The sequence below is a fragment of the Zavarzinia compransoris genome (assembly GCF_003173055.1).
Taxonomy (GTDB): Bacteria; Pseudomonadota; Alphaproteobacteria; order Zavarziniales; family Zavarziniaceae; genus Zavarzinia; species Zavarzinia compransoris.
Window position 1 is genome coordinate 214,715 of the sequence record NZ_QGLF01000001.1, and the last position, 22,901, is coordinate 237,615.

General features: G+C 69.1%; 24 protein-coding genes and 1 pseudogene. 18 read left to right on the forward strand and 7 right to left on the reverse strand.

Annotation, left to right across the window (positions count from 1 at the left end; genetic code table 11):
- Positions 1 to 29: 29 nt before the first annotated feature.
- Both DKG75_RS23840 and DKG75_RS23165 read left to right on the forward strand, forming a co-directional pair.
- Positions 30 to 542, forward strand: a pseudogene (locus tag DKG75_RS23840) (LysR family transcriptional regulator); the annotation flags it as partial.
- 191 nt (positions 543 to 733) lie between these two features.
- Positions 734 to 910 carry a hypothetical protein gene (locus tag DKG75_RS23165; protein WP_208112021.1) on the forward strand — a complete coding sequence of 59 codons (177 nt, stop codon included), beginning with the start codon at positions 734 to 736 and terminating at the stop codon, positions 908 to 910.
- Here DKG75_RS23165 and DKG75_RS01075 read toward each other — a convergent pair.
- Positions 891 to 1,484, reverse strand: coding sequence for a 2-hydroxychromene-2-carboxylate isomerase (locus DKG75_RS01075; protein ID WP_109919228.1), 594 nt, complete (start codon positions 1,482 to 1,484; stop codon positions 891 to 893). The two genes, DKG75_RS23165 and DKG75_RS01075, sit on opposite strands and share 20 nt — an antisense overlap.
- A gap of 155 nt (positions 1,485 to 1,639) precedes the next feature.
- On the opposite strand from DKG75_RS01075, the gene DKG75_RS01080 reads away from it, so the two are divergent.
- Positions 1,640 to 2,083 (forward strand): PaaI family thioesterase, encoded by a 444-nt coding sequence (locus tag DKG75_RS01080; RefSeq protein ID WP_243746498.1) that lies wholly within the window; start codon positions 1,640 to 1,642, stop codon positions 2,081 to 2,083.
- 295 nt (positions 2,084 to 2,378) lie between these two features.
- On the opposite strand, the gene mobA is transcribed toward DKG75_RS01080, so the two are convergent.
- From mobA to fdhD, 4 genes are read right to left on the reverse strand one after another with little or no spacing between them, the layout of a single operon-like run.
- A complete protein-coding gene (gene mobA, locus DKG75_RS01085; RefSeq protein ID WP_109919230.1) occupies positions 2,379 to 3,020 on the reverse strand; it encodes a molybdenum cofactor guanylyltransferase MobA in 642 nt (213 codons plus the stop codon).
- The gene (locus tag DKG75_RS01090; RefSeq protein ID WP_109919231.1) at positions 3,017 to 4,216 is read right to left on the reverse strand and encodes a molybdopterin molybdotransferase MoeA; all 1,200 of its coding nucleotides are present in this window, start codon (positions 4,214 to 4,216) and stop codon (positions 3,017 to 3,019) included. The genes mobA and DKG75_RS01090 overlap by 4 nt, the downstream gene beginning before the upstream one ends.
- A complete protein-coding gene (mobB, locus tag DKG75_RS01095) occupies positions 4,213 to 4,728 on the reverse strand; it encodes a molybdopterin-guanine dinucleotide biosynthesis protein B (protein WP_109919232.1) in 516 nt (171 codons plus the stop codon). The genes DKG75_RS01090 and mobB overlap by 4 nt, the downstream gene beginning before the upstream one ends.
- On the reverse strand, positions 4,725 to 5,561 hold the full coding sequence (gene fdhD / locus DKG75_RS01100) for a formate dehydrogenase accessory sulfurtransferase FdhD (RefSeq protein ID WP_109919233.1): 837 nt from the start codon (positions 5,559 to 5,561) through the stop codon (positions 4,725 to 4,727). Before fdhD ends, mobB begins: the two co-directional genes overlap by 4 nt.
- 177 nt (positions 5,562 to 5,738) lie before the next feature.
- Between fdhD and DKG75_RS01105 the strand changes: the two genes are divergently transcribed.
- Complete coding sequence (locus tag DKG75_RS01105) at positions 5,739 to 6,920, forward strand: MFS transporter (RefSeq protein ID WP_109919234.1); 1,182 nt, start codon at positions 5,739 to 5,741, stop codon at positions 6,918 to 6,920.
- On the opposite strand, the gene DKG75_RS01110 is transcribed toward DKG75_RS01105, so the two are convergent.
- Positions 6,878 to 7,075 carry a heavy-metal-associated domain-containing protein gene (locus DKG75_RS01110; protein ID WP_109919235.1) on the reverse strand — a complete coding sequence of 66 codons (198 nt, stop codon included), beginning with the start codon at positions 7,073 to 7,075 and terminating at the stop codon, positions 6,878 to 6,880. The genes DKG75_RS01105 and DKG75_RS01110 overlap by 43 nt on opposite strands.
- 125 nt (positions 7,076 to 7,200) lie before the next feature.
- Here DKG75_RS01110 and DKG75_RS01115 point away from each other — a divergent pair, with 125 nt between their 5' ends.
- From DKG75_RS01115 to DKG75_RS01160, 10 genes are all read left to right on the forward strand, one after another.
- Positions 7,201 to 9,315 carry a heavy metal translocating P-type ATPase gene (locus DKG75_RS01115; RefSeq protein WP_109919236.1) on the forward strand — a complete coding sequence of 705 codons (2,115 nt, stop codon included), beginning with the start codon at positions 7,201 to 7,203 and terminating at the stop codon, positions 9,313 to 9,315.
- A 183-nt stretch (positions 9,316 to 9,498) separates the two neighbouring features.
- On the forward strand, positions 9,499 to 10,623 hold the full coding sequence (locus tag DKG75_RS01120; RefSeq protein ID WP_243746497.1) for an ABC transporter ATP-binding protein: 1,125 nt from the start codon (positions 9,499 to 9,501) through the stop codon (positions 10,621 to 10,623).
- A gap of 15 nt (positions 10,624 to 10,638) precedes the next feature.
- The gene (locus DKG75_RS01125; protein WP_109919237.1) at positions 10,639 to 11,541 is read left to right on the forward strand and encodes an ABC transporter permease; all 903 of its coding nucleotides are present in this window, start codon (positions 10,639 to 10,641) and stop codon (positions 11,539 to 11,541) included.
- Positions 11,541 to 12,326 (forward strand): ABC transporter permease, encoded by a 786-nt coding sequence (locus DKG75_RS01130; RefSeq protein ID WP_109919238.1) that lies wholly within the window; start codon positions 11,541 to 11,543, stop codon positions 12,324 to 12,326. Before DKG75_RS01125 ends, DKG75_RS01130 begins: the two co-directional genes overlap by 1 nt.
- A 28-nt stretch (positions 12,327 to 12,354) precedes the next feature.
- The gene (locus tag DKG75_RS01135) at positions 12,355 to 13,404 is read left to right on the forward strand and encodes an extracellular solute-binding protein (RefSeq protein ID WP_109919239.1); all 1,050 of its coding nucleotides are present in this window, start codon (positions 12,355 to 12,357) and stop codon (positions 13,402 to 13,404) included.
- Complete coding sequence (locus tag DKG75_RS01140; protein WP_109919240.1) at positions 13,401 to 14,294, forward strand: nitrilase-related carbon-nitrogen hydrolase; 894 nt, start codon at positions 13,401 to 13,403, stop codon at positions 14,292 to 14,294. Before DKG75_RS01135 ends, DKG75_RS01140 begins: the two co-directional genes overlap by 4 nt.
- The gene (locus DKG75_RS01145; RefSeq protein WP_109919241.1) at positions 14,291 to 15,313 is read left to right on the forward strand and encodes a histone deacetylase family protein; all 1,023 of its coding nucleotides are present in this window, start codon (positions 14,291 to 14,293) and stop codon (positions 15,311 to 15,313) included. Before DKG75_RS01140 ends, DKG75_RS01145 begins: the two co-directional genes overlap by 4 nt.
- Positions 15,314 to 15,385: 72 nt before the next feature.
- Positions 15,386 to 15,787, forward strand: coding sequence for a Cu(I)-responsive transcriptional regulator (cueR, locus tag DKG75_RS01150; RefSeq protein ID WP_109919242.1), 402 nt, complete (start codon positions 15,386 to 15,388; stop codon positions 15,785 to 15,787).
- Positions 15,788 to 15,846: 59 nt separating this feature from the next.
- The gene (locus DKG75_RS01155; protein WP_109919243.1) at positions 15,847 to 16,281 is read left to right on the forward strand and encodes a GFA family protein; all 435 of its coding nucleotides are present in this window, start codon (positions 15,847 to 15,849) and stop codon (positions 16,279 to 16,281) included.
- A 19-nt stretch (positions 16,282 to 16,300) separates the two neighbouring features.
- Positions 16,301 to 17,137, forward strand: a complete 837-nt coding sequence (locus DKG75_RS01160; protein WP_109919244.1) for an enoyl-CoA hydratase-related protein — start codon at positions 16,301 to 16,303, stop codon at positions 17,135 to 17,137.
- 4 nt (positions 17,138 to 17,141) lie between these two features.
- Here the strand turns inward: DKG75_RS01160 and panC are convergent, their stop codons facing one another.
- Complete coding sequence (gene panC / locus DKG75_RS01165; RefSeq protein ID WP_109919245.1) at positions 17,142 to 18,002, reverse strand: pantoate--beta-alanine ligase; 861 nt, start codon at positions 18,000 to 18,002, stop codon at positions 17,142 to 17,144.
- Between the two features lie 292 nt (positions 18,003 to 18,294).
- Here panC and DKG75_RS01170 point away from each other — a divergent pair, with 292 nt between their 5' ends.
- The 4 genes from DKG75_RS01170 (at position 18,295) to pgmG (ending at position 22,875) form a co-directional block, all read left to right on the forward strand.
- Positions 18,295 to 19,134: a division plane positioning ATPase MipZ gene (locus DKG75_RS01170; protein ID WP_109919246.1), complete on the forward strand. Its 840-nt coding sequence runs from the start codon at positions 18,295 to 18,297 to the stop codon at positions 19,132 to 19,134.
- Positions 19,135 to 19,242: 108 nt separating this feature from the next.
- Positions 19,243 to 20,118 carry a UTP--glucose-1-phosphate uridylyltransferase GalU gene (galU, locus tag DKG75_RS01175; protein WP_109919247.1) on the forward strand — a complete coding sequence of 292 codons (876 nt, stop codon included), beginning with the start codon at positions 19,243 to 19,245 and terminating at the stop codon, positions 20,116 to 20,118.
- An 18-nt stretch (positions 20,119 to 20,136) separates the two neighbouring features.
- On the forward strand, positions 20,137 to 21,456 hold the full coding sequence (locus DKG75_RS01180) for a UDP-glucose dehydrogenase family protein (RefSeq protein WP_109919248.1): 1,320 nt from the start codon (positions 20,137 to 20,139) through the stop codon (positions 21,454 to 21,456).
- A 30-nt stretch (positions 21,457 to 21,486) separates the two neighbouring features.
- Positions 21,487 to 22,875 carry a phosphoglucomutase/phosphomannomutase PgmG gene (gene pgmG / locus DKG75_RS01185; protein WP_109919249.1) on the forward strand — a complete coding sequence of 463 codons (1,389 nt, stop codon included), beginning with the start codon at positions 21,487 to 21,489 and terminating at the stop codon, positions 22,873 to 22,875.
- Positions 22,876 to 22,901 lie beyond the last annotated feature (26 nt).

A 22,901-nucleotide genomic window follows, 5' to 3' on the forward strand; every position in this document is an offset into this window, starting at 1 on the left:
GCGGCCCCAGCAAGAGTGGGGATGTGGTGGTGACGGCGCGGATTCCTCTCTCCCTCAATGCGCTGCGGGCCTTCGAGGTGGTGGCGCGGCATGGCTCGATCCGCGAGGCGGCGGCGGAACTGCTGGTCACCCCCTCGGCGGTCAGCCACCAGTTGCGCGGGCTGGAGGAAGGCCTCGGCCTCGAATTGCTGCGGCGGGCCGGCAACCGGCTGGAACTGACCGCGGCGGGGGCCAGCCTCGCGCCCGAACTCGCCGCCGGTTTCGAGCGGATCGCCCGGGCGGTCGGGGCCCTGCGCCAGGACCGCCGCCACGGGCCGCTGCGCCTGTCCATGCTGCCGACCTTCGCCGTGCATTGGCTGTCGCCCCGGCTGGCGCGCTATCCCTTCGACCGCCAGGGGTTCGAATTGCTGATCTCGACCACGCAGGCCACGGTCGATCTGGCGGCGGGCGAGGCCGATGCCGCCATCCGCCAGGGCGGCGGCACCTGGGCCGGCCTGACCGCCGACCGCCTGTTCGGCGAGACCATGGATCTCTTCGCCGGTCCGGGCGCGGCGCCGCCCGCACGGGCCAATCTCTTCCTCTCCCAACACCGGCAGGCGCTGTTCGCGGCCTGGCTTGCCGCCCTGCCGGGGGGGGGCTGTTCGCGCCCGCCGCCGTCACCCTGGTCGAATCCGGCGGGCTGGCGCTCCGGGCTGCTGCCGACGGTGCGGGGCTTGCCTTCGCCGGGGTCGAGATGGCGGCGGCGGATGTCGCGGCCGGGCGCCTGCATTCGCTGTTCGGGCGGCCGGTGGCGGCGCCCGGCGGCTATCATCTGGTCTATCCGCCGGCCCTGGCCGGGGACCGGCGCCTGCGCAACATCCGGGGCTGGCTGCTGGCCGAGGCCGGTCGCTTCACCACCCCCCGCGCCTGAGCCAGTCCTCGACCATCGGCAGGCGGTCGTGGCCCCAGAAGGGTTCGCCATCGGCGATGAAGAAAGGCGAGCCGAAAATGCCCCGGGCCACCGCCTCCTCGCTGATCGCCTTGGCCCGTTCCTTGATCGCGGGCAGGGCGGCACCCGCCGCCAGCGCCCCCGGATCGAGGCCGAGACCGGCGCCGAGCGGCGCCACCGCCGCAAGATCGGACGTATCCAAGCCCTCGGTGTAATAGCGCCGGAAGACGAGGCGGGCGAAGGCGGGGGCAAGGTCCGGCGCCTGATCCTCGATCCAGTAGAAGGCGCGGGTGGCGGCCAGGGCGACCTTGGGGTGCCCCGGCGGCAGGCGGAATTCCAGCCCCTTCAGGCGGGCGAGGCGGGCCCAGTCGCGGCGGGCATAATCGCCCTTCAGGGGGGTGGCGGAGAGGCCGCGCGCCCCCGTCGCCTTGAAGGCGGTGCCCAGCATATAGGGCCGCCACAGCAGGCCCCGCCCGGTCCGGGCGGCCAGATCGTCGATCTCCGCCGCCGCGAAAAAGGCATAGGCCGAGGAAAAGTCGAACCAGAACTCGATCATCTCTGCCCCGCGAAGCCATCTCCTGCACCATCGAAGGCGGTTCCGGCCCCTGGGGCAATTGAGAAATCGTCATCCGGCCCGGCCTGACAACTCACTCGCCCCCGCCCGCCCGGCCGGGCAGGATGGGCCGCAGACAACAGGGGAGGACCGCCGCCTTGGCCGCGACGATCGAAGACCGCGTAACGGACAGTTTCAACCGCCAGGGCCTGATGCTGCACCTGGGTGCCGACATCGACGAGGTGAGCCCCGGCTTCGTCCGCATCCGCCTGCCCTTCGCGGAGACCCTGACCCAGCAGCACGGCTATTTCCACGCCGGCGCCACCAGTGCCATCGCCGACAGTGCCGGCGGCTATGCCGGCCTCACCGTCTTTCCCGAGGGCAGTTCGGTGCTCACCGTCGAGTTCAAGGTCAATCTGGTCGCGCCCGCCCGCGGCGACTGGCTGGAGGCCGAGGGCAAGGTGGTGCGCAGCGGCCGCACGCTCACCATCTGCCAGCTCGAAGTCTACGGGGTGGCCGCCGGCCTTCGCACCCTGGTCGCCCTCGGCCAGCAGACCCTGATCGCCATCGCCCCCCGCGACCAGCGCGAGACCCCGGAATGAACGTTCATTCCGGTATAAAGGTGGAGGATATAAGCAGCCCCAGATAAGCGGAATGAACGTTCATTCCGCTTATCTGGCGATCTCTTCTCTCCCTTGTTTCCGCCCGAAGATTGGCCCAGTCCGATCACCGCAGATCTTGCGCGGGCGGGATCGGTGCCCATTGCCGGAATGAACGTTCATTCCGCTTGGACGGTGATCCCCTCGCTCGCCGTCCCTTCGCCGTGAGGCCGGCCCGGTGGGGTCCGCGCAGATCGTGCGCCGGGCAGGGGCCGATATTCATTGCCGGCATGACCGTTCATTCCGCGTCTGTCGGCACGGTTGCGGCCGGGTGTTGCGGTGCTGCCGGCAGGGCGACGGCGGCGGCGGCGAGGTCGTCGGGCGTGTTGACATTGAAGAAGGGATCGGGTGGGCCGGGGCCGAAATCGGCGGTTGCCACCGGGTGGCGGGCGATGAAGTCGCGGATGCGGGCGAGGCCGTCGATGGTCAGCGCCCGTTCCAGGTCGTCCGCGACGGCCAGCGGCCAAAGGGCGGCAAGATAGTGGCTGCGCCCGCCGGCGGCGGCATGGGCGATCATGCCGGGGGCGCTGCGCACGGCGGCGAGGCGGGCGGCAAGGTCCAGGGGCACGAAGGGTTCGTCCACCGTCACCGTCAGCAGGAGATCGCCGGCGCCCGCCGCCGCCAGCCAGCGCAGCCCGGCCAGCACCCCGGCCAGCGGCCCCGGATGGCCGGCGATGCCGTCCGCGACCAGGGGCAGGCCGAAAGCGGCGAAAGCGCCCGCTGGGCCGTTGACGTTCAAGGCCAGGGCGGCGCATTGCGGCGCCACCCGCTCGATGACATGGGCGGCCAGGGGGCGCCCGTCCAGAGGGGCGAGACCCTTGTGCCCGCCGCCGAACCGGCGCGACAGGCCGCCCGCCAGGATCAGGCCGGCGGGCCTCACGGCCAGGCCCCGTCGAAGGGCAGGAAGGTGACCGGTTCGCCCGGGGCGACTGAGGTCCTTGTCTCCTCGATGGCGATGAAGCCGGTCGCGGTCGCGGTCCAGGCCAGGTTGCCGGCGGCCTGCCGGGCCACGCGCTCCACGCCGTCGGGGCCGATCCGGCCGGGCAGCACGGCGCGGTCCCCGGCCGGCTTGTCATAGGCAAAGGCGGCGGGCAGCGGGAACCCCTGCGGCGGGCGTACCGCCTCGCCCGCAAGGCGGCGCACCAGCAGCAGGCCGAGCAGGCTGAAGGTGACGGCCACAGCCCCGGGATTGCCGGGCAGGCCCAGCACCGGCGTGCCCCCCAGGGTGCCGAGGCCGACCGGCCGCCCCGGCTTCAGGGCCAGCCGGTGAAAGATCATCTCGCCCCGGGTCCTGAGCACGACGGGGACATGGTCCTCGTCCCCGACCGACATGCCGGCGGTGGTGATGACCAGATCATGGTCCCGCGCCGCCGCGAGCAGGGCCTCGGTGATCACGTCGCGCCGGTCCGGCAGGATCGGCCCGTCGGTCACGGCGCAGCCGAGGCGGGTGAGGGCCGCCCGCAACTGCGGCCGGTTGCTGTCGATCACCTGATGGGCGGCGGTGGCGCTGCCCGCCGGGCGCAATTCATCCCCGCTGGAGAGCAGGGCGACCCGAAGGGGCGCATGGACCGCCACCTCGTCCAGGCCGAGATCGGCCAGCAGGCCAAGGTGCAGCGGCCGCAGCCGCGTGCCCCGGGCGAACACGCGGTCGCCCGGCTTCACCGCTTCCCCCGCCCGGCGGATATTGGCCCCCGGCGGGGGCAATTCGGCCAGGCTCAGGTAGCCGTCCTCGACCGCTGCATATTCCTGCATGGCGATAGCCGTGGTCCCGGCCGGCACCAGGGCCCCGGTCAGGATGCGCACGGCCTCTCCGGCTGCGACCGGGCCGGCATGGGGCTGGCCGGCGGCGGCCCGCCCGTTCAGGCGCCAGGGCCCATGCCCCGGGCCGAGGGCATAGCCGTCGACCGCCGAATTGTCGGCGGCGGGCAGGAGCGAGCGGGCGTGAAGATCGGCGCCGAGGACGAAGCCCGCCGCTTCCGCCGCCCGCGCCGGCACAACGGCGGTCACCGGGCCGAAGCGATCCTCGATCAGGCCCAGCGCCTGATCGAGGGCGAGCAAGGGCGGCCGCGCGCTCAAACCAGCCCCCGGGCGACCAGGAAAGCGACGATCGCACCGATATCGTCGAGGGGGAGATGGGGCACGCCCACCCCGGGCAGCGGCGCCGGGCTGGCCACGGCGACGATATGGGGATCGTCCGGTTGCAGCAGCGGCTTGCCGACCTCGGGCCGGTGCACCTCGATCTTCGGCACCGGATCGCGCTTGAAGCCTTCGACGATCACGACATCGACCGGCGCGAGCCTGTCCAGCAGCGCGGCAAGGCCAAGCTCGGGGGCGCCGCGATATTCATGCATCAGGGCAAAGCGCCGGGACGAGGCGACCAGCACTTCCGCCGCGCCGGCAAGGCGGTGGTCATGGCTGTCCTTGCCCGGCTGGTCGACGTCAAAATCGTGGTGGGCGTGCTTCACGGTCGAAACCGTGCGCCCGGTGGCGATCAGGGCCGGGATCAGGCGGGTGACCAGGGTGGTCTTGCCGCTGCCGCTCCAGCCGGCGAAGCCGATCACCTTGGCCTTGGTGGGGGCCGGGGTCATGGCGCGATCCGCGCCGCGCCGGTGAAGGCGGTGTGACGCTCGCCCCGGGCGAAGGCGATCAGGGCGATATTGGCTGCCTCGGCCAGGCGGACCGCATAGGCGGTGGGGGCCGAGACGGCGGCGACGGCGGTGATCCCCGCCTGGGCCGCCTTGTGCACGATTTCATAGGAACAGCGGCTGGTGACGGCCAGGAACCCCGCCAGCGGGTCCAGGCCGGCCCGGGCCAGCGCCCCGGTCAGCTTGTCCAGCGCATTGTGGCGGCCGACATCCTCGCGCAGCAGGTGGATGGTGCCGTCCAGCCCGGCCCAGGCGGCGGCATGGACCGCATGGCTTTCCCGGTTCAGCACCTGACCGGCCGCCAGCCCGGCCATGGCGGCGGCGATCGCCCGGGCGGAAAGGCCGGGCCCGGCGGGCAGGGGGGCGAGGGGGCGGATGGCGCTGTCCAGGCTCTCGATCCCGCACAGGCCGCAGCCGGTGCGCCCGGTCAGCGCCCGGCGCCGTTCCTTCAGCCGGGCAAAGCGGGCGGGCGGAATGGTCAGGGCCAGTTCGATGCCGGGGCCGTGGTCGGCCCGCTCCACCGCGCGCAATTCTCCCGGCCGTTCGATGATGCCCTCGGCCAGCGAGAAACCGAGGGCGAAATCCTCCAGATCGGCCGGGGTCGCCATCATCACCGCGTGCGAAATGCCGTTGTAGACCAGGGCGACCGGCACTTCCTCCGCCAGGATATCGTCGATCGCGGCGACCTGGGCCCCATCGTGCCGCCAGCCCCGGCGGTGCTGCAGGGGGGCATGCAGGGGCGGGGCGGTGTCGGGAGCGGAATCGGGAGCGGACATGGCGGTCGGCGGTCTCGGCGTCGTCTGGCATCCCGTTTGCGCCATTCCCGGCGCCGCCGTCAATGGCCTGGGCGGCGCCCGCGTCCGTGTTGCCATGCAATAAATGCGGTTCCGATGCGGGCGGGCGGGCTTCACCTTCATTCGAACTGATCCAGTTCGAAGTTTCGGATTCCGCCGATGCCCTTGCCGTTGCTTGCGCTTGCCATCGCCTCCTTCGGGATCGGCACCACCGAATTCGTCATCATGGGGCTGCTGCTCGACGTCTCCCGCGACCTTGGGGTCAGCGTGCCGCAGGCGGGGTTGCTGGTCTCGGGCTATGCCCTCGGGGTGGCGGTCGGCTCGCCCATCCTGGCCCTGGCGACGGCGCGCATGCCGCGCCGGCAGGCGCTGATCGGCCTGATGGGGATCTTCATCGCCGGCAATCTCGCCTGCGCGCTGGCGCCCGACTATGGCAGCCTGATGGCGGCGCGGGTGCTGACCTCCTTCTGCCATGGCGCCTTCTTCGGGCTCGGCGCCGTGGTCGCGGGCGAAGTGGTCCCGCCCGAGCGGCAGGCGCGGGCGATCGCCATGATGTTCGCCGGCCTGACCCTGGCCAATGTCCTGGGCGTGCCCTTCGGCACGGCGCTGGGCCAGGCTTTCGGCTGGCGCTCCACCTTCGTGGCCGTGGTCGGCATCGGCCTTGTGGCGGCCCTGGCACTCCATGTCTGGCTGCCGCGCAACCTGTCGGTCAGCACCGGCAGCCTGCTGCGCGAGGTGCGCAGCCTCGGCCGGGTGCAGGTCTTCCTGGCCATGGCGATCAGCGTGCTCGCCTCCGCCAGCCTGTTCAGCGTCTTCACCTATATCGCCCCGATCCTCGAAACCGTGACCCGGATCGAGGCCTCGACCGTTACCTATGTCCTGCTCGTCTTCGGGGTCGGGCTGACCCTCGGCAATTTCCTGGGCGGCCGGCTGGCGGACTGGCGGCTGATGCCGACGGTGATCGGCTGCTTCATCGCCGCCGCTGCCGTGCTCGGGCTTTTCCTTTTCACCAGCGCGTGGTTCTGGCCGGCGGTCGCCACCGTCTTCGTCTGGGGCGCCATCGTCTTCGCCCTGGTCGCGCCCTTGCAGATGCGGGTGGTGAACGAAGCCTCGGGGGCGCCCAATCTCGCCTCCACCCTCAACCAGGGGGCGTTCAACCTCGGCAATGCCTCGGGCGCCTGGATCGGTGGCGTCGCCATCGACCGCGGCCTTGCCTATGCCGACATGCCGGCGATCGGCATCGTGCTGGCCCTGGCCGCCCTGGCCCTGACCCTGTGGTCCTATGCCCTCGATCGCCGTCAGGCCGGGCTGGCGCCGAAGCCGGCCCGCTCGATCGCCTGAATCACCTGGGCGGTATCGACGCCGTCGGCAAAGCTCACCTTGCCGGCGGCGAGATCGACCTTGGGGCCCGCGTCCGGCGCGACCCGGATCACCGCCTTTTCGACCGACTTGGCACAGCCGCCGCAGGTCATGCCGGTCACCGTCAGAACTTGCATGGTCTTGCTCCTATTCCCTTTGGAATGAATGTGGGGCTTGCCATTGTGGGAAGGTCAAGGTGGAAAATCGCGCTTGACCTTGCCATGGTGTCAAGGTGTTCGCTGTGCCGGTCAGTGAGGGACCGATGATGACCACATTGCGTATCGAGGGCATGACCTGCGCCGCCTGCGTTCTCCGGGTGGAAAAGGCGCTGGCGGCGGTGCCCGGGGTGACCTCGGCCAGCGTCAGCCTGGCGACCGAAACCGCCCGCATCACCGGCGATGTCCCGCTGCCCCGCCTGATCGAAGCGGTCGAGGGCACGGGCTATGATGCCCGCGCGGTGGCGGACGAATTCGCCGAGCCGCCGGCCCTGGGCGGCCCCGGCCTGTGGTCGGTGCTGCTCGGCGTCGTCCTGACCCTGCCCCTGGTCCTGCCCATGGTCGTGCCGGGCCTGATGCTGCCGGGGCTGGTGCAACTGGCGCTGGCGGGTGTGGTGCAGACCGTGCTGGGCTGGCGTTTCTATGTCCACGGCTGGAAGGCGCTGCGCAGCGGCGCCGGCACCATGGACCTGCTGGTGGCGCTGGGCACCACGGCGGCCTTCGGCCTCAGCCTTTACCTGTTGTTCGCCCATGGCGGGCACCATCTTTATTTCGAAGCCTCGGCGGCGGTGATCACCCTCGTCCTTCTCGGCAAATATCTGGAGGCGCGGGCGAAGCGCGAGACCGGCGCCGCCCTGCGCGCCCTGGCGGCGCTCCGCCCCGACCGGGCGATCCTGCTCGATCCCGACGGCACCGAGCGCGAGGTGGCGGCGGATACGCTGCGCCACGGCGACCGCATCGTCATCCGCGCCGGTGCCCGGGTGCCGGCGGACGGCGTGATCGAGGCCGGCGCCTCCGCCCTCGACGAAGCCCTGCTGACCGGGGAAAGCCTGCCGGTGGCCAAGGGCGCGGGCGATCCCGTGGTCGGCGGCGCGGTGAACGGCGAGGGGCGCCTGGTGGTCCGGGTCCGGGCGACCGGCCAGGGCAGTTTCCTCGGCAGCGTCATGCGCATGGTGGCGGAGGCCCAGGCGGCCAAGCCGCCGATCCAGCGCCTCGTCGACCGGATTTCGGCGATCTTCGTGCCGGTGGTCGTGGTGATTGCGCTGGTTACCGTCGCCGGTTGGCTGCTGGCCGGTGCGCCGGCGGAAACGGCGATCATCCATGGCGTGGCCGTGCTCGTCATCGCCTGTCCCTGCGCCCTCGGGCTGGCGACGCCGGCGGCCCTGATGGTCGGCACCGGGCTTGCCGCCCGCAACGGCATCCTGATCCGCGATCCCGCCGCGCTGGAGGCGGCGCGGCGGATCGATCTGGTCCTGTTCGACAAGACCGGCACCCTGACCGAGGGCAAGCCCGCCCTGGTCGCCCAGGAAACTGTGGCGGGCGAGGGGGAAGGCGCCCTGGTGCTGGCCGCGGCCCTGCAAGTCGCCAGCGACCACCCGCTGGCGCTGGCGCTGCGCCGGGCGGCGGCGGGCCTTGCCTTGCCGGCGGTCGAAGGCGGGCGCAGCCTGGCGGGCCGGGGCGTGGCCGGCCTGATCGACGGGGCGGACTATACGCTCGGCAGCGCGCTGGCCGCGCGGGAGGCGGGGGTGGCGCTGCCGCCCGAACCGCTTCGCCCCGGGACGACGGAAAGCTATCTCTTCACCGGCACGCGCCTGATCGCGCGCTTCGCCTTCGAGGACGGCGACCGGCCGACGGCAAAGGCGGCGGTCGCCGAACTGGCGGCGCGCGGCATCGGCGCCGCCATGCTCTCGGGTGATCGCCGGGCGGCGGCCGAGGTGATCGCCGCCCGTCTCGGCATCGCGGACGTAACGGCCGAAGTCCTGCCCGGCGACAAGGCGGCGGCGGTCGAGGCCCGGCGCCGGCAGGGGCTGGTGGTCGCCATGGTCGGCGACGGCCTGAACGACGCCCCGGCCCTTGCCGCTGCCGATCTCGGCATCGCCATGGCGGGCGGCGTCGATGTCGCGCTGGCCACCGCCGGGGTCACCCTGATGCGGCCCGATCCGCTGCTGGTGCCGGCGGCGATCGATCTGGCGGCGGCGGTCGCGGCGCGCATCCGCTCCAACCTGTTCTGGGCCTTCGCCTATAATGTCGTCGGCATTCCGCTGGCCGCCTTCGGCCTGCTGTCGCCGGTGGTGGCGGGGGTGGCCATGGCGGCAAGCAGCGTTTCCGTGCTGGGCAATGCCCTGTTGCTGCGGCGCTGGCGACCGCGCCGCCGCGCCTGACCGAATGGTCAGGAATTTTCCGTGAAAACGTCCCAAGAACAGCGCGGAAGCGGGTTTCCTTAGACGAAAGTAAATACGCCCCAGCCGAAAAAATCTGCGGGTCCCCGCTGGACAATGCGCCCCGACCGACTCTAGCCTTGAAGGGCGGAAAGCGGTCCAGCCGCACCGCCGAGGAGGGTGATCTTGGGTGACGGCGTAGGCTCCAGTTCCGGTGCAGGTCCCGCGTCTCCGGCGATCGAGGCGCGGCAGATCGTCAAGTCCTTTCCGGGCGGGGCCGTGGCGCTCGACCATGTGTCGATCGCCATCGAGCGGAATGAATTCTTCACCCTGCTGGGGCCGTCCGGTTGCGGCAAGACCACGCTGCTGCGCCTGATCGCCGGCTTCGAGCAGCCGACCGCCGGCGAGATCTTCCTGGACGGGCAAAGGATCGAGCATCTGCCGCCCTTCCGCCGGCCGATCAATACGGTGTTCCAGTCCTATGCCCTGTTCCCGCATATGACGGTCGGGCAGAATATCGCCTTCGGCCTGGAGATGCAGGGCATCCCCAGGGCCGAGATCGGGCGGCGCGTGACCGAGATGCTGGACCTCGTCAAGCTCGGCGGTTTCGAGGGGCGGAAGGTCGACCAGATGTCGGGCGGGCAGCAGCAGCGCGTGGCCCTGGCCCGGGCCCTGGCCAACCGGCCGAAGGTGCTGTTGCTCGACGAGCCTCTGTCCGCCCTCGATCTCAAGCTCCGCAAGGAGATGCAGATCGAACTGAAACGCTTGCAGACCGAGACCGGCATCACCTTCGTCTTCGTCACCCACGACCAGGAAGAAGCGCTCACCATGTCGGACCGGATCGCGGTCATGTCCGCCGGGCGCATCCTTCAGGTCGGCGCCCCGCGCGCGATCTACGAGACGCCGGAACACCGCTTCGTTGCCGATTTCATCGGCGAAAGCGATTTCCTGCCGGCCTTGGTCGAGGCGGCGGGGGCGGGCGGGGTTGCTTATCGCCTTGCCTCCGGCGCCCGGGTCGAGGGGCCGGTGCAGGAATTCAATCCCGGCGCGTCCGTCAGCCTGTCCACCCGACCGGAACGCCTGTCCCTGGCCGCGGCGGATATGCCCGGCGGCCTTGCCGGCACGATCGAGGCCTTGGTCTATTCCGGCACCGATACCACCTTCCACGTCACGCTCGACGATGGCGCCGGCAGGCTGCGGGTGCGAGAGCAGAACATGGCCGGACGGCCCTTCGCCCATGCCCGGGGGGACCGGGTCGCCGTGCTGGTCCCGGCGGCGGCGGTCCGCGCCTTCCGGGACTTCAAGGACTGAGGGCAGGGGGCCGCGATGATCGATTACTTCCGCCGCCGCCCCGCCGCCCGCCGCGCCGCCCTGGTCTCCCCCGCCGTCGGGGCGATCCTGCTGTTCATGGTGCTGCCCCTCGGGCTGATGCTGATCTATTCCTTCCTGCAGCGCGCGACCTATGGCGGCGTGATCTGGGAAGTCTCGTTCGAGAGCTATATCCAGTTCCTGTTCGAGCGCGATCTCGACGACAGCCTGATCTTCAACGCGGCCTATCTCCAGATCTATGCCCGCTCGTTCGGGCTGGCGGCCATCACCACCGTGCTCTGCGTGATCATCGGCTTTCCGACCGCGCTCTATCTCGTGCAGCAATCGCCGAAGCGCCGGAACATCCTGATGTTCCTGGTCACCATTCCGTTCTGGACCAATCTTCTCGTCCGCACCTATGCCTGGATCCTGCTGCTCCGGCGCGAGGGGCTGGTCGATTACGGGCTGGAAGCCGTCGGGGTCACGGACGAACCGCTCGGCCTGCTCTATACCGATGTCGCCAATCTGATCGGCCTCGTCTATTCCTTCCTGCCATTCATGGTGCTGCCGATCTATTCCAGCCTGGAAAAGCTCGACTTCCGCCTGGTCGAGGCGGCCTACGACCTGGGCGCCAACCGCCTGACCGCGCTCCGCCGGATCGTCATCCCGCTGGCCATGCCGGGGATCGCGGCCGGTTGCATCCTGGTTCTCGTGCCCTGCCTCGGCGCCTATGTGACGCCGGAATTGCTGGGCGGGGGCAAGGCGCTGATGATCGGCAACCTGATCCAGCAGCAGTTCGGCGCCTCGCAGAACTGGCCCTTCGGGGCGGCGCTGTCCTTCGCCCTGCTGGCCATCGTGCTGATTGCGCTTGTCGCCTATTCGCTGCGCTTCGGGCGCGGCGCCCTGACGGAGGGCCGCTGATGGCCGCCAATCCGCTGCGCCGCTTTCCGGGGACCGGCATCGCCGCGCTGGCCTTCTTCGCCTTCCTCTATGCCCCGGTGATCGTGCTGATCGCGCTGTCCTTCAATTCGGGGCGCTCGTCGACCTTGTGGGAAGGCTTCACCTTCGACTGGTACGGCGTCGTCCTCGACAATCCGGATATTCTGCGCGCGGCCAAGAATTCGCTGATCGTCGGCACCTTCTCGACCGTGATCTCGACCGTGCTGGCGACCATCGCCGCGATCGGCCTCGATCGCGCCCGCTTCCGCGGCCGGAACGCGGTCAATTCGGTGATCGCCCTGCCCCTGGTGGTGCCCGAGATCGTGACCGCGGTCGCGACCCTGATCTTCTTCCTGTCGATCGGGCTGCAACTCGGGCTCGGCACCGTCATCCTCGCCCATGTGATCTTCTGCATTCCCTTCGCCTATCTGCCGATCCGGGCGCGGCTGGAAGGCATGCCCGTCACCTACCGCGAGGCGGCGGCCGATCTCTATGCCAACGAATGGCAGACGTTCCGGCGCGTCACCCTGCCGCTGCTCTGGCCCGGGGTGATCGCGGGCGCAATGCTCGCCTTCATCACCAGCCTCGACGATTTCGTCATCACCTATTTCGTCGCCGGGCCCGGCGCCTCCACCCTGCCGATCTATATCTTCGCCAGCCTGCGCATGGGGGTGACGCCTGAGGTCAATGCCATTTCCTCGCTCATGCTGGTGGTCTCCATCGTGTTCGTGTCCATCTCGGCCTGGATCGGCCGCCGGTCGTCGTGACCGGTCCCCTCAACCACGGAGGCATAGAATGTCACTCGATCTGCTGAAGGGCGTCGCCGGGGCGGCGCTGTCCGCCGTTCTCGTGCTGGGGGCGCCGCTTGCCGCCGAGGCGCGGGAACTCGTGCTCTACAATTGGTCCGACTATACGCCGCCCGAACTGCTCAAGCGCTTCACCGCCGAGACCGGCATCGCCATCACCCTCGACCTCTACGATTCCAACGAGAATATGCTGGCCAAGCTGAAGGCGGGCGGCTCGGGTTACGACGTCGTCGTCCCTTCGGATTACATGGTCAAGATCATGGCCGACGAGGGCATGCTGATCGACATCGGCGTGAACACGATGGCGAATTTCAAATATGTCGAAGGCCCGCTGAAATCGCCCTATTTCGATCCGGAGCGGAAATATACCGCGCCCTATATGTATGGCACCACCAGCTTCTCCTACGATACCGCCGCCATCACGGGCCTGGAGGCGAGCTGGAAGGAATTCTTCGAACCGCGCGAGGAATTGAAGGGCAAGATCGCCGTCCTGAACGATCAGGTCGAGGTGATCAACAATGCGCTGCGCTATCTGGGCCTGCCGCTCTGCAACGAGAGCCCGGCGGACATGAAGAAGGTGCAGGAACTGCTGCTGAAGCAGAAACCCTATGTCGCCCTCTATAATTCGGACGGCACCCACGAGCGCCTGGCGGCCAAGGAAGTCGTCATGCACATGCAATGGAACGGTGCCGCCCACCGCGCCAAGAGCGTGCTGCCCTCGATCGATTATGTCTATGCCAAGGAGGGCGTCAGCCTCTGGGCCGATAATTTCGCGGTGCCGGTCGGCGCCAAGAACATCGAGGAGGCGAAGATCTTCATCAACTGGATGATGGACCCGAAGAATATCGCCGAAGCCTCGAACTTTACCGGTTACATGGGCGCCATCCCGGCCGCCGCCCCCTATCTGGACGACAGCCTGAAGACCGATCCGGCGGTGGTGCCGCCGGCGGGCACCGACAAGCTCTTCATCATGGCGCCCCCTTGCGGGGTCAAGGCCAAGGAACTGATGGACAAGGTCTGGACCAACGTCCGGAAATGAGCCTGAACCTCGCCCTCTGGGCGACCAACCTCGAACCCGGCCTGTCCTCGCTCGACGCGTGGGCGGCCGGGGTCGGGGAAATGCTGGAACGGGCCGCGGCGGATGGCGCGGCCCTTCTGGTCATGCCGGAATATGCCGCCGCGCAATGGCTGTCCTTCGCCCCCGCCCTGGCCCCCGACGCCGAGATCCCCTGGCTGGCGGCAAGGGAAGGGGCGGCGCTGGAGCGGCTTCGCCCCCTGGTGGCGCGCCATGGCGTGGCGCTGGTCGCCGGCACGATCCCCCACGACCTGGGCGGCGGGCGTTACAGCAATCGCGCCAATGTCCTCTTCCCCGACGGCCGCCACCTCCACCAGGACAAGCTGGCCCTGACCCCGGGGGAACGGGACCCGGCCTCCTGGTGCCTCGCGACCGGCGATACGCTGCGGGTGATGGAGGTCGGGGGCTGGCGCTTCGCCGTCGTCATCTGTCTCGACATCGAATTGCCGGCGCTGGCGGTCAGGCTTGCCCGGCTCGACCTCGATTTCGTCGTCGTGCCGTCGATGACGCGGCTCGCCGCCGGCAATGCAAGGGTCTTCGGCTGTGCCCGGGCGCGGGCGGTCGAACTGATGACGGTGGTCGCCGCGGTCGGTGCCATCGGCGAGCGGCCCCTGTCGGGCCAGCCGCACCCGAATACCTCGGGCGCCGCCGTCTTCCTGCCCTGCGAGGAAGCGCTCGGTCACACCGGCCTCGGCCCCGCCACCGGGATCATGGGCCGGGCCGCGGGTCCGGGCCCCTATCTGTTCTGTCCGGACCTGCCGGTCGGCTTTGTGCGGCGCTTGCGCCGGGGCGGGGCGGAGGTCTGGCCCGGTGCCTGGGATGCCGGCCATCTGATCATCGAGGATCTGCCATGAAGACGATTTTCAACGCCGATCACAAGCTGCACGACGCCGCCTTCGAACTGATCGGCGGCAAGATGATGCCGGCCTTCGAATGCCCGCGCCGGGCCGAGATCGTGCTCGAAAAGGTGACCGAGGCGAAGCTCGGGCCGGTCATCGCGCCGGCGGCCAAGGGCATCGCGGCGGCGGCCAAGGTGCATGATCCGAGGTTCGTCGGCTTTCTCGAACGCGCCTGGGAGCTCTGGTCCGAGGAACATGGCGACAGCGACGCCCTGCCCATGACCTGGCCCGCCCGCTCGCTGCGCCAGATCGAGCCGGAGTCGATCGACGGCAAGCTCGGCTTCTATTCCTTCGATGCCGGCTGCGGCCTGACCCGGACCTCGTTCCAGGCGATCGCCGCCGGGGTCGAGACCGCGCTCACCGGGGTCGATCTCATCCTGGGCGGCGACTTCTCCGCCTTCGCCCTCAGCCGGCCGCCCGGCCATCACGCGACCGCCGACCAGATGGGCGGCTATTGCTACCTGAACAATGCGGCGATCGCGACCCAGGTCCTGGCCGAGGCGGGCCGCCGGGTCGCCATTCTCGACGTCGACTATCACCACGGCAACGGCACCCAGGCGATCTTCTACCAGCGCGGCGATATTTACGTCACCTCGATCCACGGCCATCCGACCCAGGAATATCCCTATTTCCTCGGCTATGCCGACGAGACCGGGGCCGGGGCGGGCGAGGGGGCGAACCTGAACCTGCCCCTGTACTGGGGTTCGGCCTGGGATCTCTACGGCGAGGCCCTGGACAAGGCCTGTGCCGGCATCGAAGCCTTCGGCGCCGATACGCTGGTGGTCTCCCTCGGCCTCGACACGTTCGAGGAAGACCCGATTTCCCGCTTCAAGCTGAAGTCCGAGAATTATCTCCGCATGGGCGAGCGCATCCGCAAATTGGGCCTGCCCACGCTTTTCGTCTTCGAGGGCGGCTATGCGGTCGAGGCCCTGGGCATCAACACCGCCAATGTCCTGATCGGCTTCGAAAGCTGACGGGATTGACGAAGGGCAAGGCGCGGCCTTGTCCTTCGTGGCAGACTGGCCCCCTGTTCGGGAGGCCGGAAGATGAATATCGGTGAGGCCGCCGCCGCATCCGGCGTGTCGGCGAAAATGATCCGCCATTATGAAAAGATCGGCCTGCTGCCCAGGGCTGCCCGCTCCGATGCCGGCTACCGGCGCTATCTGGGGCGCGACGTCGAAACCCTGCGCTTCATCCGCCGGGCCCGCGACCTCGGTTTTTCCCTGGAGGCGATCGGCGAATTGCTCGACCTCTGGCGCGACCGCAGCCGGGCCTCGGCCGAGGTGAAGCGCCTGGCGCTCGGCCATGCCGAGGCGCTGGAGGCGAAGATCGCCGAGCTTCAGGCCATGGCCCGCACCCTCAACCATCTCGCCGCCGCCTGCCATGGCGACGACCGGCCGGACTGCCCGATCCTCGACGATCTCGCCGGTTGCCACGGCCATAAATGAATGAAATTCAATTTGCAATTCGGCCGCCGATGGCAAGAATGACCGCCAGGGAGAGAGCGATGGACGACCAGCAACCGGCCCCCCGGCCGAGCCGAACCCTGCACGGCGCCTGCCTGTGCGGGGCGGTGAGCTTTACGGCCAGCGGGCGCTTCGCTTGGGCGACCGCCTGCCATTGCTCGCAATGCCGGCGCTGGCACGGTGCTCCCGGGCCCTATACCTCGGTCCGCCGCGACCGGCTGCGCTTCAAGAACGAGCGCGGCCTGGCCTGGTACCGGTCGAGCGACCGGGCGCGGCGCGGCTTCTGCCGCGACTGCGGCTCTTCCCTGTTCTGGGAGGAGTTGGGGGGCGAGACCGTCTCCATCGCCCTCGGCTGCCTGGAGCCGCCGACCGGCATCCGCCTCCAGCACCATATTTTCGTCGCCGACAAGGGCGAGGATTACGACATCGGCGACGGTTTGCCCCAATGGCCGGACGGCAACGTGCAGACCGCCTGAGAACCCCGAGGAAAAAGCCATGACCACCGAAGCCCCCGACGTCGCCCCCGGCCTTGCCCCGCCCGAACCGGAAGCGGGGGTCCGTCTCGAATTCTCGCCCTCGGGCCTTGCCGTCGTCACCCTGGCCAAGCCCGAGAAGCACAATTGCTTCGACGAACTGACCATCGACCGGCTGTCGACCATCTTCGCCGATCTCGCCAACCAGGAGGGCGTGCGCGCCCTGCTCGTCCGGGCCGAAGGCAAGAGCTTTTCCGCCGGCGGCGATCTTTCTTGGATGCGGCGGCAGGCGGCCCAGGTCTTCGACGAGAACCTGACCGATGCCCGCGCCCTGGCGGAGATGTTCAGGACCCTGGACCAATTGCCGATCCCGACCATCGCCATGGTCGACGGCCCGGCCTATGGCGGCGGTGTCGGCCTCGTCGCCTGCTGCGACATTGCGCTGGCCACGCCCCAGGCGGCTTTCGCCCTGTCCGAGGTGAAGATCGGCCTGATGCCGGCGACCATCGCGCCCTATGTCATGCGCGCCATCGGCGTGCGCAATTCAAGGCGCTATTTCCAGACCGGCGAGCGTTTCGATGCGGCGGAAGCCCTACGGATCGGCCTGATCTCCGAACTTCTGCCCGATGCGGTCGCCTTGGAGCACCGCGCGGACAAACTGGTCGAGACCATCTTCCTCAATGCGCCGGGCGGTGTCGCCCGGGCCAAGAGCCTGGTCGCCGAACTGGAATTCCTGCCGATCGAGGCGGAGACGCTGGAATTGACCGCCCAGGCGATCGCGCGGCGCCGGGCCACGCCCGAGGCGCGGGAAGGCCTGTCCGCCTTCCTTGAAAAGCGGAAGCCCGCCTGGCAGCTCTGACCGCTCAGACCGCGATATTGTCGATCAGGCGGGTCCGGCCCACCAGGGCGGCGACCAGAAGGCGGGCCGGGCGGTCCGCCTTCGCCAGCGGTGCCAGGGTCTCGGCATCGGCAAGGTCGAGATATTGCACGGCGCCGAAGCCGGCCTTCAGCAGTTCGGCCTTGCCGGCCTCGATCAAGGGCGCAGCGTCGGCGCCGGTGCGCAATTGCGTGGCGGCGAAATTCAGCACCGAGGGCAGGGAGGCCGCGATCGCCCGGTCCTCGGACGAGAGATAGGCATTCCGCGACGACATGGCGAGCCCGTCCGCCTCGCGCACGGTCGGGCCCGGCACGATGTCGGTGTCGATATCGAGATCGCGGACCAGGCGGCGCACCACCAGCAATTGCTGGTAATCCTTCTCGCCGAAGACGGCGACATCGGGCCGCACCTGGTTCAGCAGCTTGGCGACCACGGTGGCGACGCCGGCGAAATGGGTCGGGCGGAACTCGCCCTCCAGCCGGTCGGTGACGAGACCGACGGTGACCGTGGTCGAGGCGCCGGCCGGATACATTTCAGCGACCGTCGGGGCGAACAGGACATCGACGCCGAAGGCCGCCAGCCGCGCCGCATCCGCCGCTTCCTGGCGCGGGTATTTGCCGAAATCCTCGCTCGGGCCGAATTGGGTCGGGTTGACGAAGATCGACACCACCACCCGGTCCGCCCGGGCCCTGGCCATTTCGACCAGCGACAGATGCCCGGCGTGCAGCGCCCCCATGGTCGGCACGAAGCCGATGCGCAGGCCCGCCGCCCGCCAGTCTTTCACGGTCTGGCGCAGGCTGGCGACGGAACGCGCCACGGGCAGCGGCAGGGGGGCGGTCTCGGACATGGGGCGGCATTTCCTCGGGCGTGGCGCATCTTCGCCATCAGTCGCCACGCGAGTAGGCCACTCGGGCGGGGGAGTCAATCCTTCCCTGCGCCGCCGGCCCGCTGCGAAGCCGGCCGGGCGGGCCAAGCCAGCCACAGGATATAGTTGATGACGGGGCGTGGCACCGCTCATATTGTGGTTCGGCGCATGGTCGAGCGTGCTCTTCCCCGTCCGAATCATTGACGTTGCCGGGGCCGCGGCCGACCATCGGGCAAGGACAGCCGGCAGGCCGGCGCAGCACAGGCGGTGTTCCATGACGGACGGACGGCGGGCCCATATCATCGTGCTCGGCAACGAGAAGGGTGGTTCCGGCAAATCGACCAGCGCCATGCACCTCGTGGTCGCCCTGCTCGAACAGGGCCGCCGCGTCGCCACCATCGATCTCGACGGCCGCCAGCGCACGCTCACCCGCTATCTGGAAAACCGGGCCCGCGCCGTGGCCGAGGGCGCCAACCTGCTGGTGCCCAGCTTCGCCGTCATCACCCGCAGCGAGATCCCCGACTTCCAGGAAGCCCAGGCGGACGAGCGCGCCCGTTTCCTGTCGGTGCTCGAGGATTACGTCAACAATCACGATGTCGTGATCATCGATTGTCCGGGCTCGGACAGTTTCCTGTCGCGCCTCGCCCATGGCTGTGCCGATACCCTGCTGACGCCGATGAACGACAGTTTCATCGACCTCGACCTGATCGCCCGGGTCGATCCCGCCGACCACACCATCCTCGGGCCCAGCCTCTATTCCGAACTGGTGTGGGAAATGCGCAAGCGCCGGGCGCGCACCGGCGGCACGGTGGACTGGCTGGTGATGCGCAACCGCGTCGGCCATCTCGATGCCCGCAACAAGCGCCGGGTTTCCGAAGTGCTGGCCCGCCTTGCCAAGCGCATCGGTTTCCGCGTCGTCGCCGGCCTGTCCGAGCGCGTGACCTATCGCGAATTGTTCCTTCAGGGCCTGACCATGCTCGATCTCGGGCGGACCGGCTCCACCCTCACCATGTCGGAGGTTGCGGCCCGACAGGAGGTTCGCACCCTGGTTGCATCGCTGGAGCTGCCGCCGGTCGACCGGGCCGCGGCGCCCCTGACCTCCGCCGCCGAATAGGGCGCGGAGGGAACCGAAAGTGCAGCGCGGCATTGTTTCAATGCTTGCGCCATGGCATGAACAGGCGCACGGATTCCCCGCCTATTTCAGCCAGAGTGTTTCCATAAGATGACGAAGATCCGGAAGGCCGTATTTCCCGTCGGCGGTCTTGGCACGCGTTTCCTGCCGGCCACCAAGGCCAGCCCCAAGGAAATGCTGACAGTTGTCGACAAGCCCTTGATCCATTACGCCATGGAAGAGGCGCGGGCGGCGGGCGTCGAGCATTTCATCTTCGTTACCAGCCGCGGCAAGACCGCGCTCGAAGATCATTTCGACCGCCATTTCGAGCTTGAGGAAACTCTCGCCCGCCGCGGCAAGACCGCGGAGCTTGAAGCGCTGCGCGCCTGGCAGCCGAAGCTCGGCCAGGTGTCCTATGTCCGCCAGCCGGAAGCGCTGGGCCTCGGCCATGCCGTGCTGTGCGCCAAGGAACTGGTCGGGGACGAGCCCTTCGCCGTCCTCCTGCCCGACGACATGGTCCTGGCCGACAGGCCCTGCCTCGCCCAGATGGCGGAAGCCTATGCCGATGTCGGCGGCAATATGTTCGCCGTGATGGATGTCCCGCGCGAACATACCCAGCGCTACGGCGTGCTTGCCCCCGGCGCCACCAACGGCCGCCTGACCGAGGTCCGGGGCCTGGTCGAGAAGCCGAAGCCGGAGGCGGCCCCCTCCACCCTTTCCGTGATCGGGCGCTATATCCTGTCGCCGCGCGTCTTCCACCACCTGGAAACCCAGGAGCGCGGCGCCGGCGGCGAAATCCAGCTGACCGATTCGCTGGCCAAGATGATCGGCGAAGTGCCCTTCCACGGCTTTGCCTTCGACGGTGTCCGCTACGACTGCGGCGACAAGATCGGCTTCCTCGAAGCCAATATCGCCTTTGCCCTGGCCCGGCCGGATATCGGGCCGAAGCTGGCGCCCTTCATCGCGCAAGTGGCGGCCAAACTCTGATCCCTTCAAGGAGGGGCGATGCGTGTAACGATGGTCGGCACCGGCTATGTCGGTCTGGTATCCGGTGCCTGTTTTTCCGAGTTCGGTCATCAGGTGATCTGCGTCGACAAGGACGCGAGCAAGGTCGAAGCCCTGCGCCGGGGTGAAATCCCCATCTACGAGCCGGGGCTCGACAAGCTGGTGGCCGAGAATGTCGCCGCCGGGCGCCTGTCCTTCACCACCGATCTCGCTGCTTCGGTCGAGGGGGCGGAGGCCGTCTTCATCGCCGTCGGCACCCCCAGCCGGCGCGGCGACGGCCATGCCGATCTGACCTATGTCTATGCCGCGGCCGAGGAAATCGCCGCGGCCCTGCGCGGCTATGCGGTCGTCGTGACCAAGTCCACGGTTCCGGTCGGGACCGGGGCGGAGGTCGAGCGCCGCATCCGCGCCGTTCGTCCCGATTTCGCCTTCGATGTCGCGTCGAACCCCGAATTCCTGCGCGAAGGCTCGGCGATCGAGGATTTCCGCCGCCCGGACCGGGTGGTGGTCGGCACCGACAGCGCCCGCGCCCGCGCCGTGCTGCGCCAGCTCTACCGGCCGCTGTCCCTGCTCGATACGCCCTTCGTCTTCACCTCGCGCGAGACGTCGGAACTGATCAAATATGCTTCCAACGCCTTCCTGGCGACCAAGATCACCTTCATCAACGAGATGGCCGATCTCTGCGAGAAGGTCGGCGCGGACGTTCAGGACGTGGCCCGCGGCATCGGTCTCGACGGCCGCATCGGCCGCAAGTTCCTGCACGCGGGGCCGGGCTTCGGCGGCTCCTGCTTCCCGAAGGATACGCTCGCCCTGGTGCGCACCGCGCGCGACTACGAAGCCCCGACCCGGATCGTCGAGGCGGTGGTGGCGGTGAACGATGCCCGCAAGGATGCCATGGCGGACAAGGTGATCGCGGCCGTCGGCGGCTCGGTCGCGGGCAAGACTGTGGCCGTTCTCGGCGTCACCTTCAAGCCGAACACCGACGATATGCGCGATGCGCCCTCGCTGGCCATCCTGCCGCGCCTGATCGCGGCCGGCGCCAGGATCCGCGCCTATGATCCGGAGGGCATGACCGCCGCCGCCGCCCTGATCGACGGTGTCGACTGGGTGAGCGACGCCTATGCCACCCTGCCCGGGGCGGATGTGCTGGTCATCATCACCGAATGGAACGAATTCCGCGCCCTGGACCTCGCCCGGGTCCGCAGTGCGCTGAACTCGCCGATCATCGTCGACCTGCGCAATATCTACCGCCCGGAAGAAATGTCCGAAGCGGGCTTCACCTATTTCTCGATCGGCCGTCCGCCAGTTGCCGCCCATTGAGCATCGCCGCCCATTGAACGAGGTCATATCGTGACTCAGCCGTATCAGTTCCATAAGTCGATCCTCCGCGAATACGACATCCGCGGCATCGTGGGCGAAACCCTGCACGAGGCCGATGCGGCGGCGCTGGGCCGGGCCTTCGGCACCATCGTCGCGCGGGCCAGCGGCAAGTCGGCCCCGGTGATCGCGGTCGGCCGGGACGGCCGGGTGTCGTCGCCCGCGCTCGAGGCGGCGCTGGTCGAGGGGCTGAAGTCGACGGGGGCGGAAGTCGTGCGCACCGGCGTCGGCCCCACGCCGCAGCTTTATTTCGCCGCCACCACCCTCGGCACCGACGGCGGCATTCAGGTGACCGGCAGCCATAACCCGCCGCACCACAACGGCTTCAAGATGATGCTGGGCAAGAAGTCCTTCTTCGGCGCCCAGATCCAGGAGGTCGGCCGGATTTCCGCCGCCGGCGACATCGTCGAGGGCGCCGGCAGCGTGCGCGACCACGATATTTCCGACGCCTATGTCGCCCGCCTGCTGGAAGAGGCGGTGGACAACGACCTCGCCATCGGCTGGGATCCGGGCAATGGCGCTGCGGGCACCGTGATCGGCCGCATCGTCGCCGGCCTGAAGGGCCGTCATCTCGTCATCAACGAGGCGGTCGACGGCACCTTCCCCGCCCATCATCCCGACCCGACCGAGCCCGAGAACCTGGAGCAGCTCCAGCATCTGGTCGCCGAGAACAAGCTCGACATCGGCATCGCCTTCGACGGCGACGCCGACCGCATCGGCGCCATCGACGCCAAGGGCCGGATCATCTGGGGCGACCAGCTTCTCGCCATCCTCGCCGCCGACCTGCTGCAGGACAAGCCGGGCTCGACCATCATCGCCGACGTGAAGGCGAGCCAGGTCCTGTTCGACGAAATCGCCAAGCTGGGCGGCAAGCCGCTGATGTGGAAGACCGGCCATTCGCTGATCAAGACCAAGATGGCCGAGACCGGTTCGCCGCTCGCCGGTGAAATGTCGGGCCATATCTTCTTCGCCGACCGTTTCTACGGCTTCGACGATGCGCTCTATGCGGCGCTGCGCCTGATCCGGGCGGTGGTCAAGGCCGGCGTTTCCCTGACCGAGCTGCGCGATCGCCTGCCGGACACGGTGAATACCCCCGAACTGCGCTTCCCCGTGGTCGAGGAAGAGAAATTCGCCATCGTCGACAAGGTGAAGGCCAATCTCGCCGCGGCCGGCGCCGAGGTCGACGCCACCGACGGCGTCCGCGTGAAGAACGCCGACGGCTGGTGGCTGCTGCGCGCTTCCAACACCCAGGCGGTGCTGGTCGCCCGGGCCGAGGGCAGCGACGATGCCGCCCTCGACCGTCTCAAGGCCTCGCTCACCGGCGCGTTGGTCGCCGCCGGCGTGACCCCGCCCAAGATCTGAGCCGGGCGGCCTGTCCTGCCCCGGGC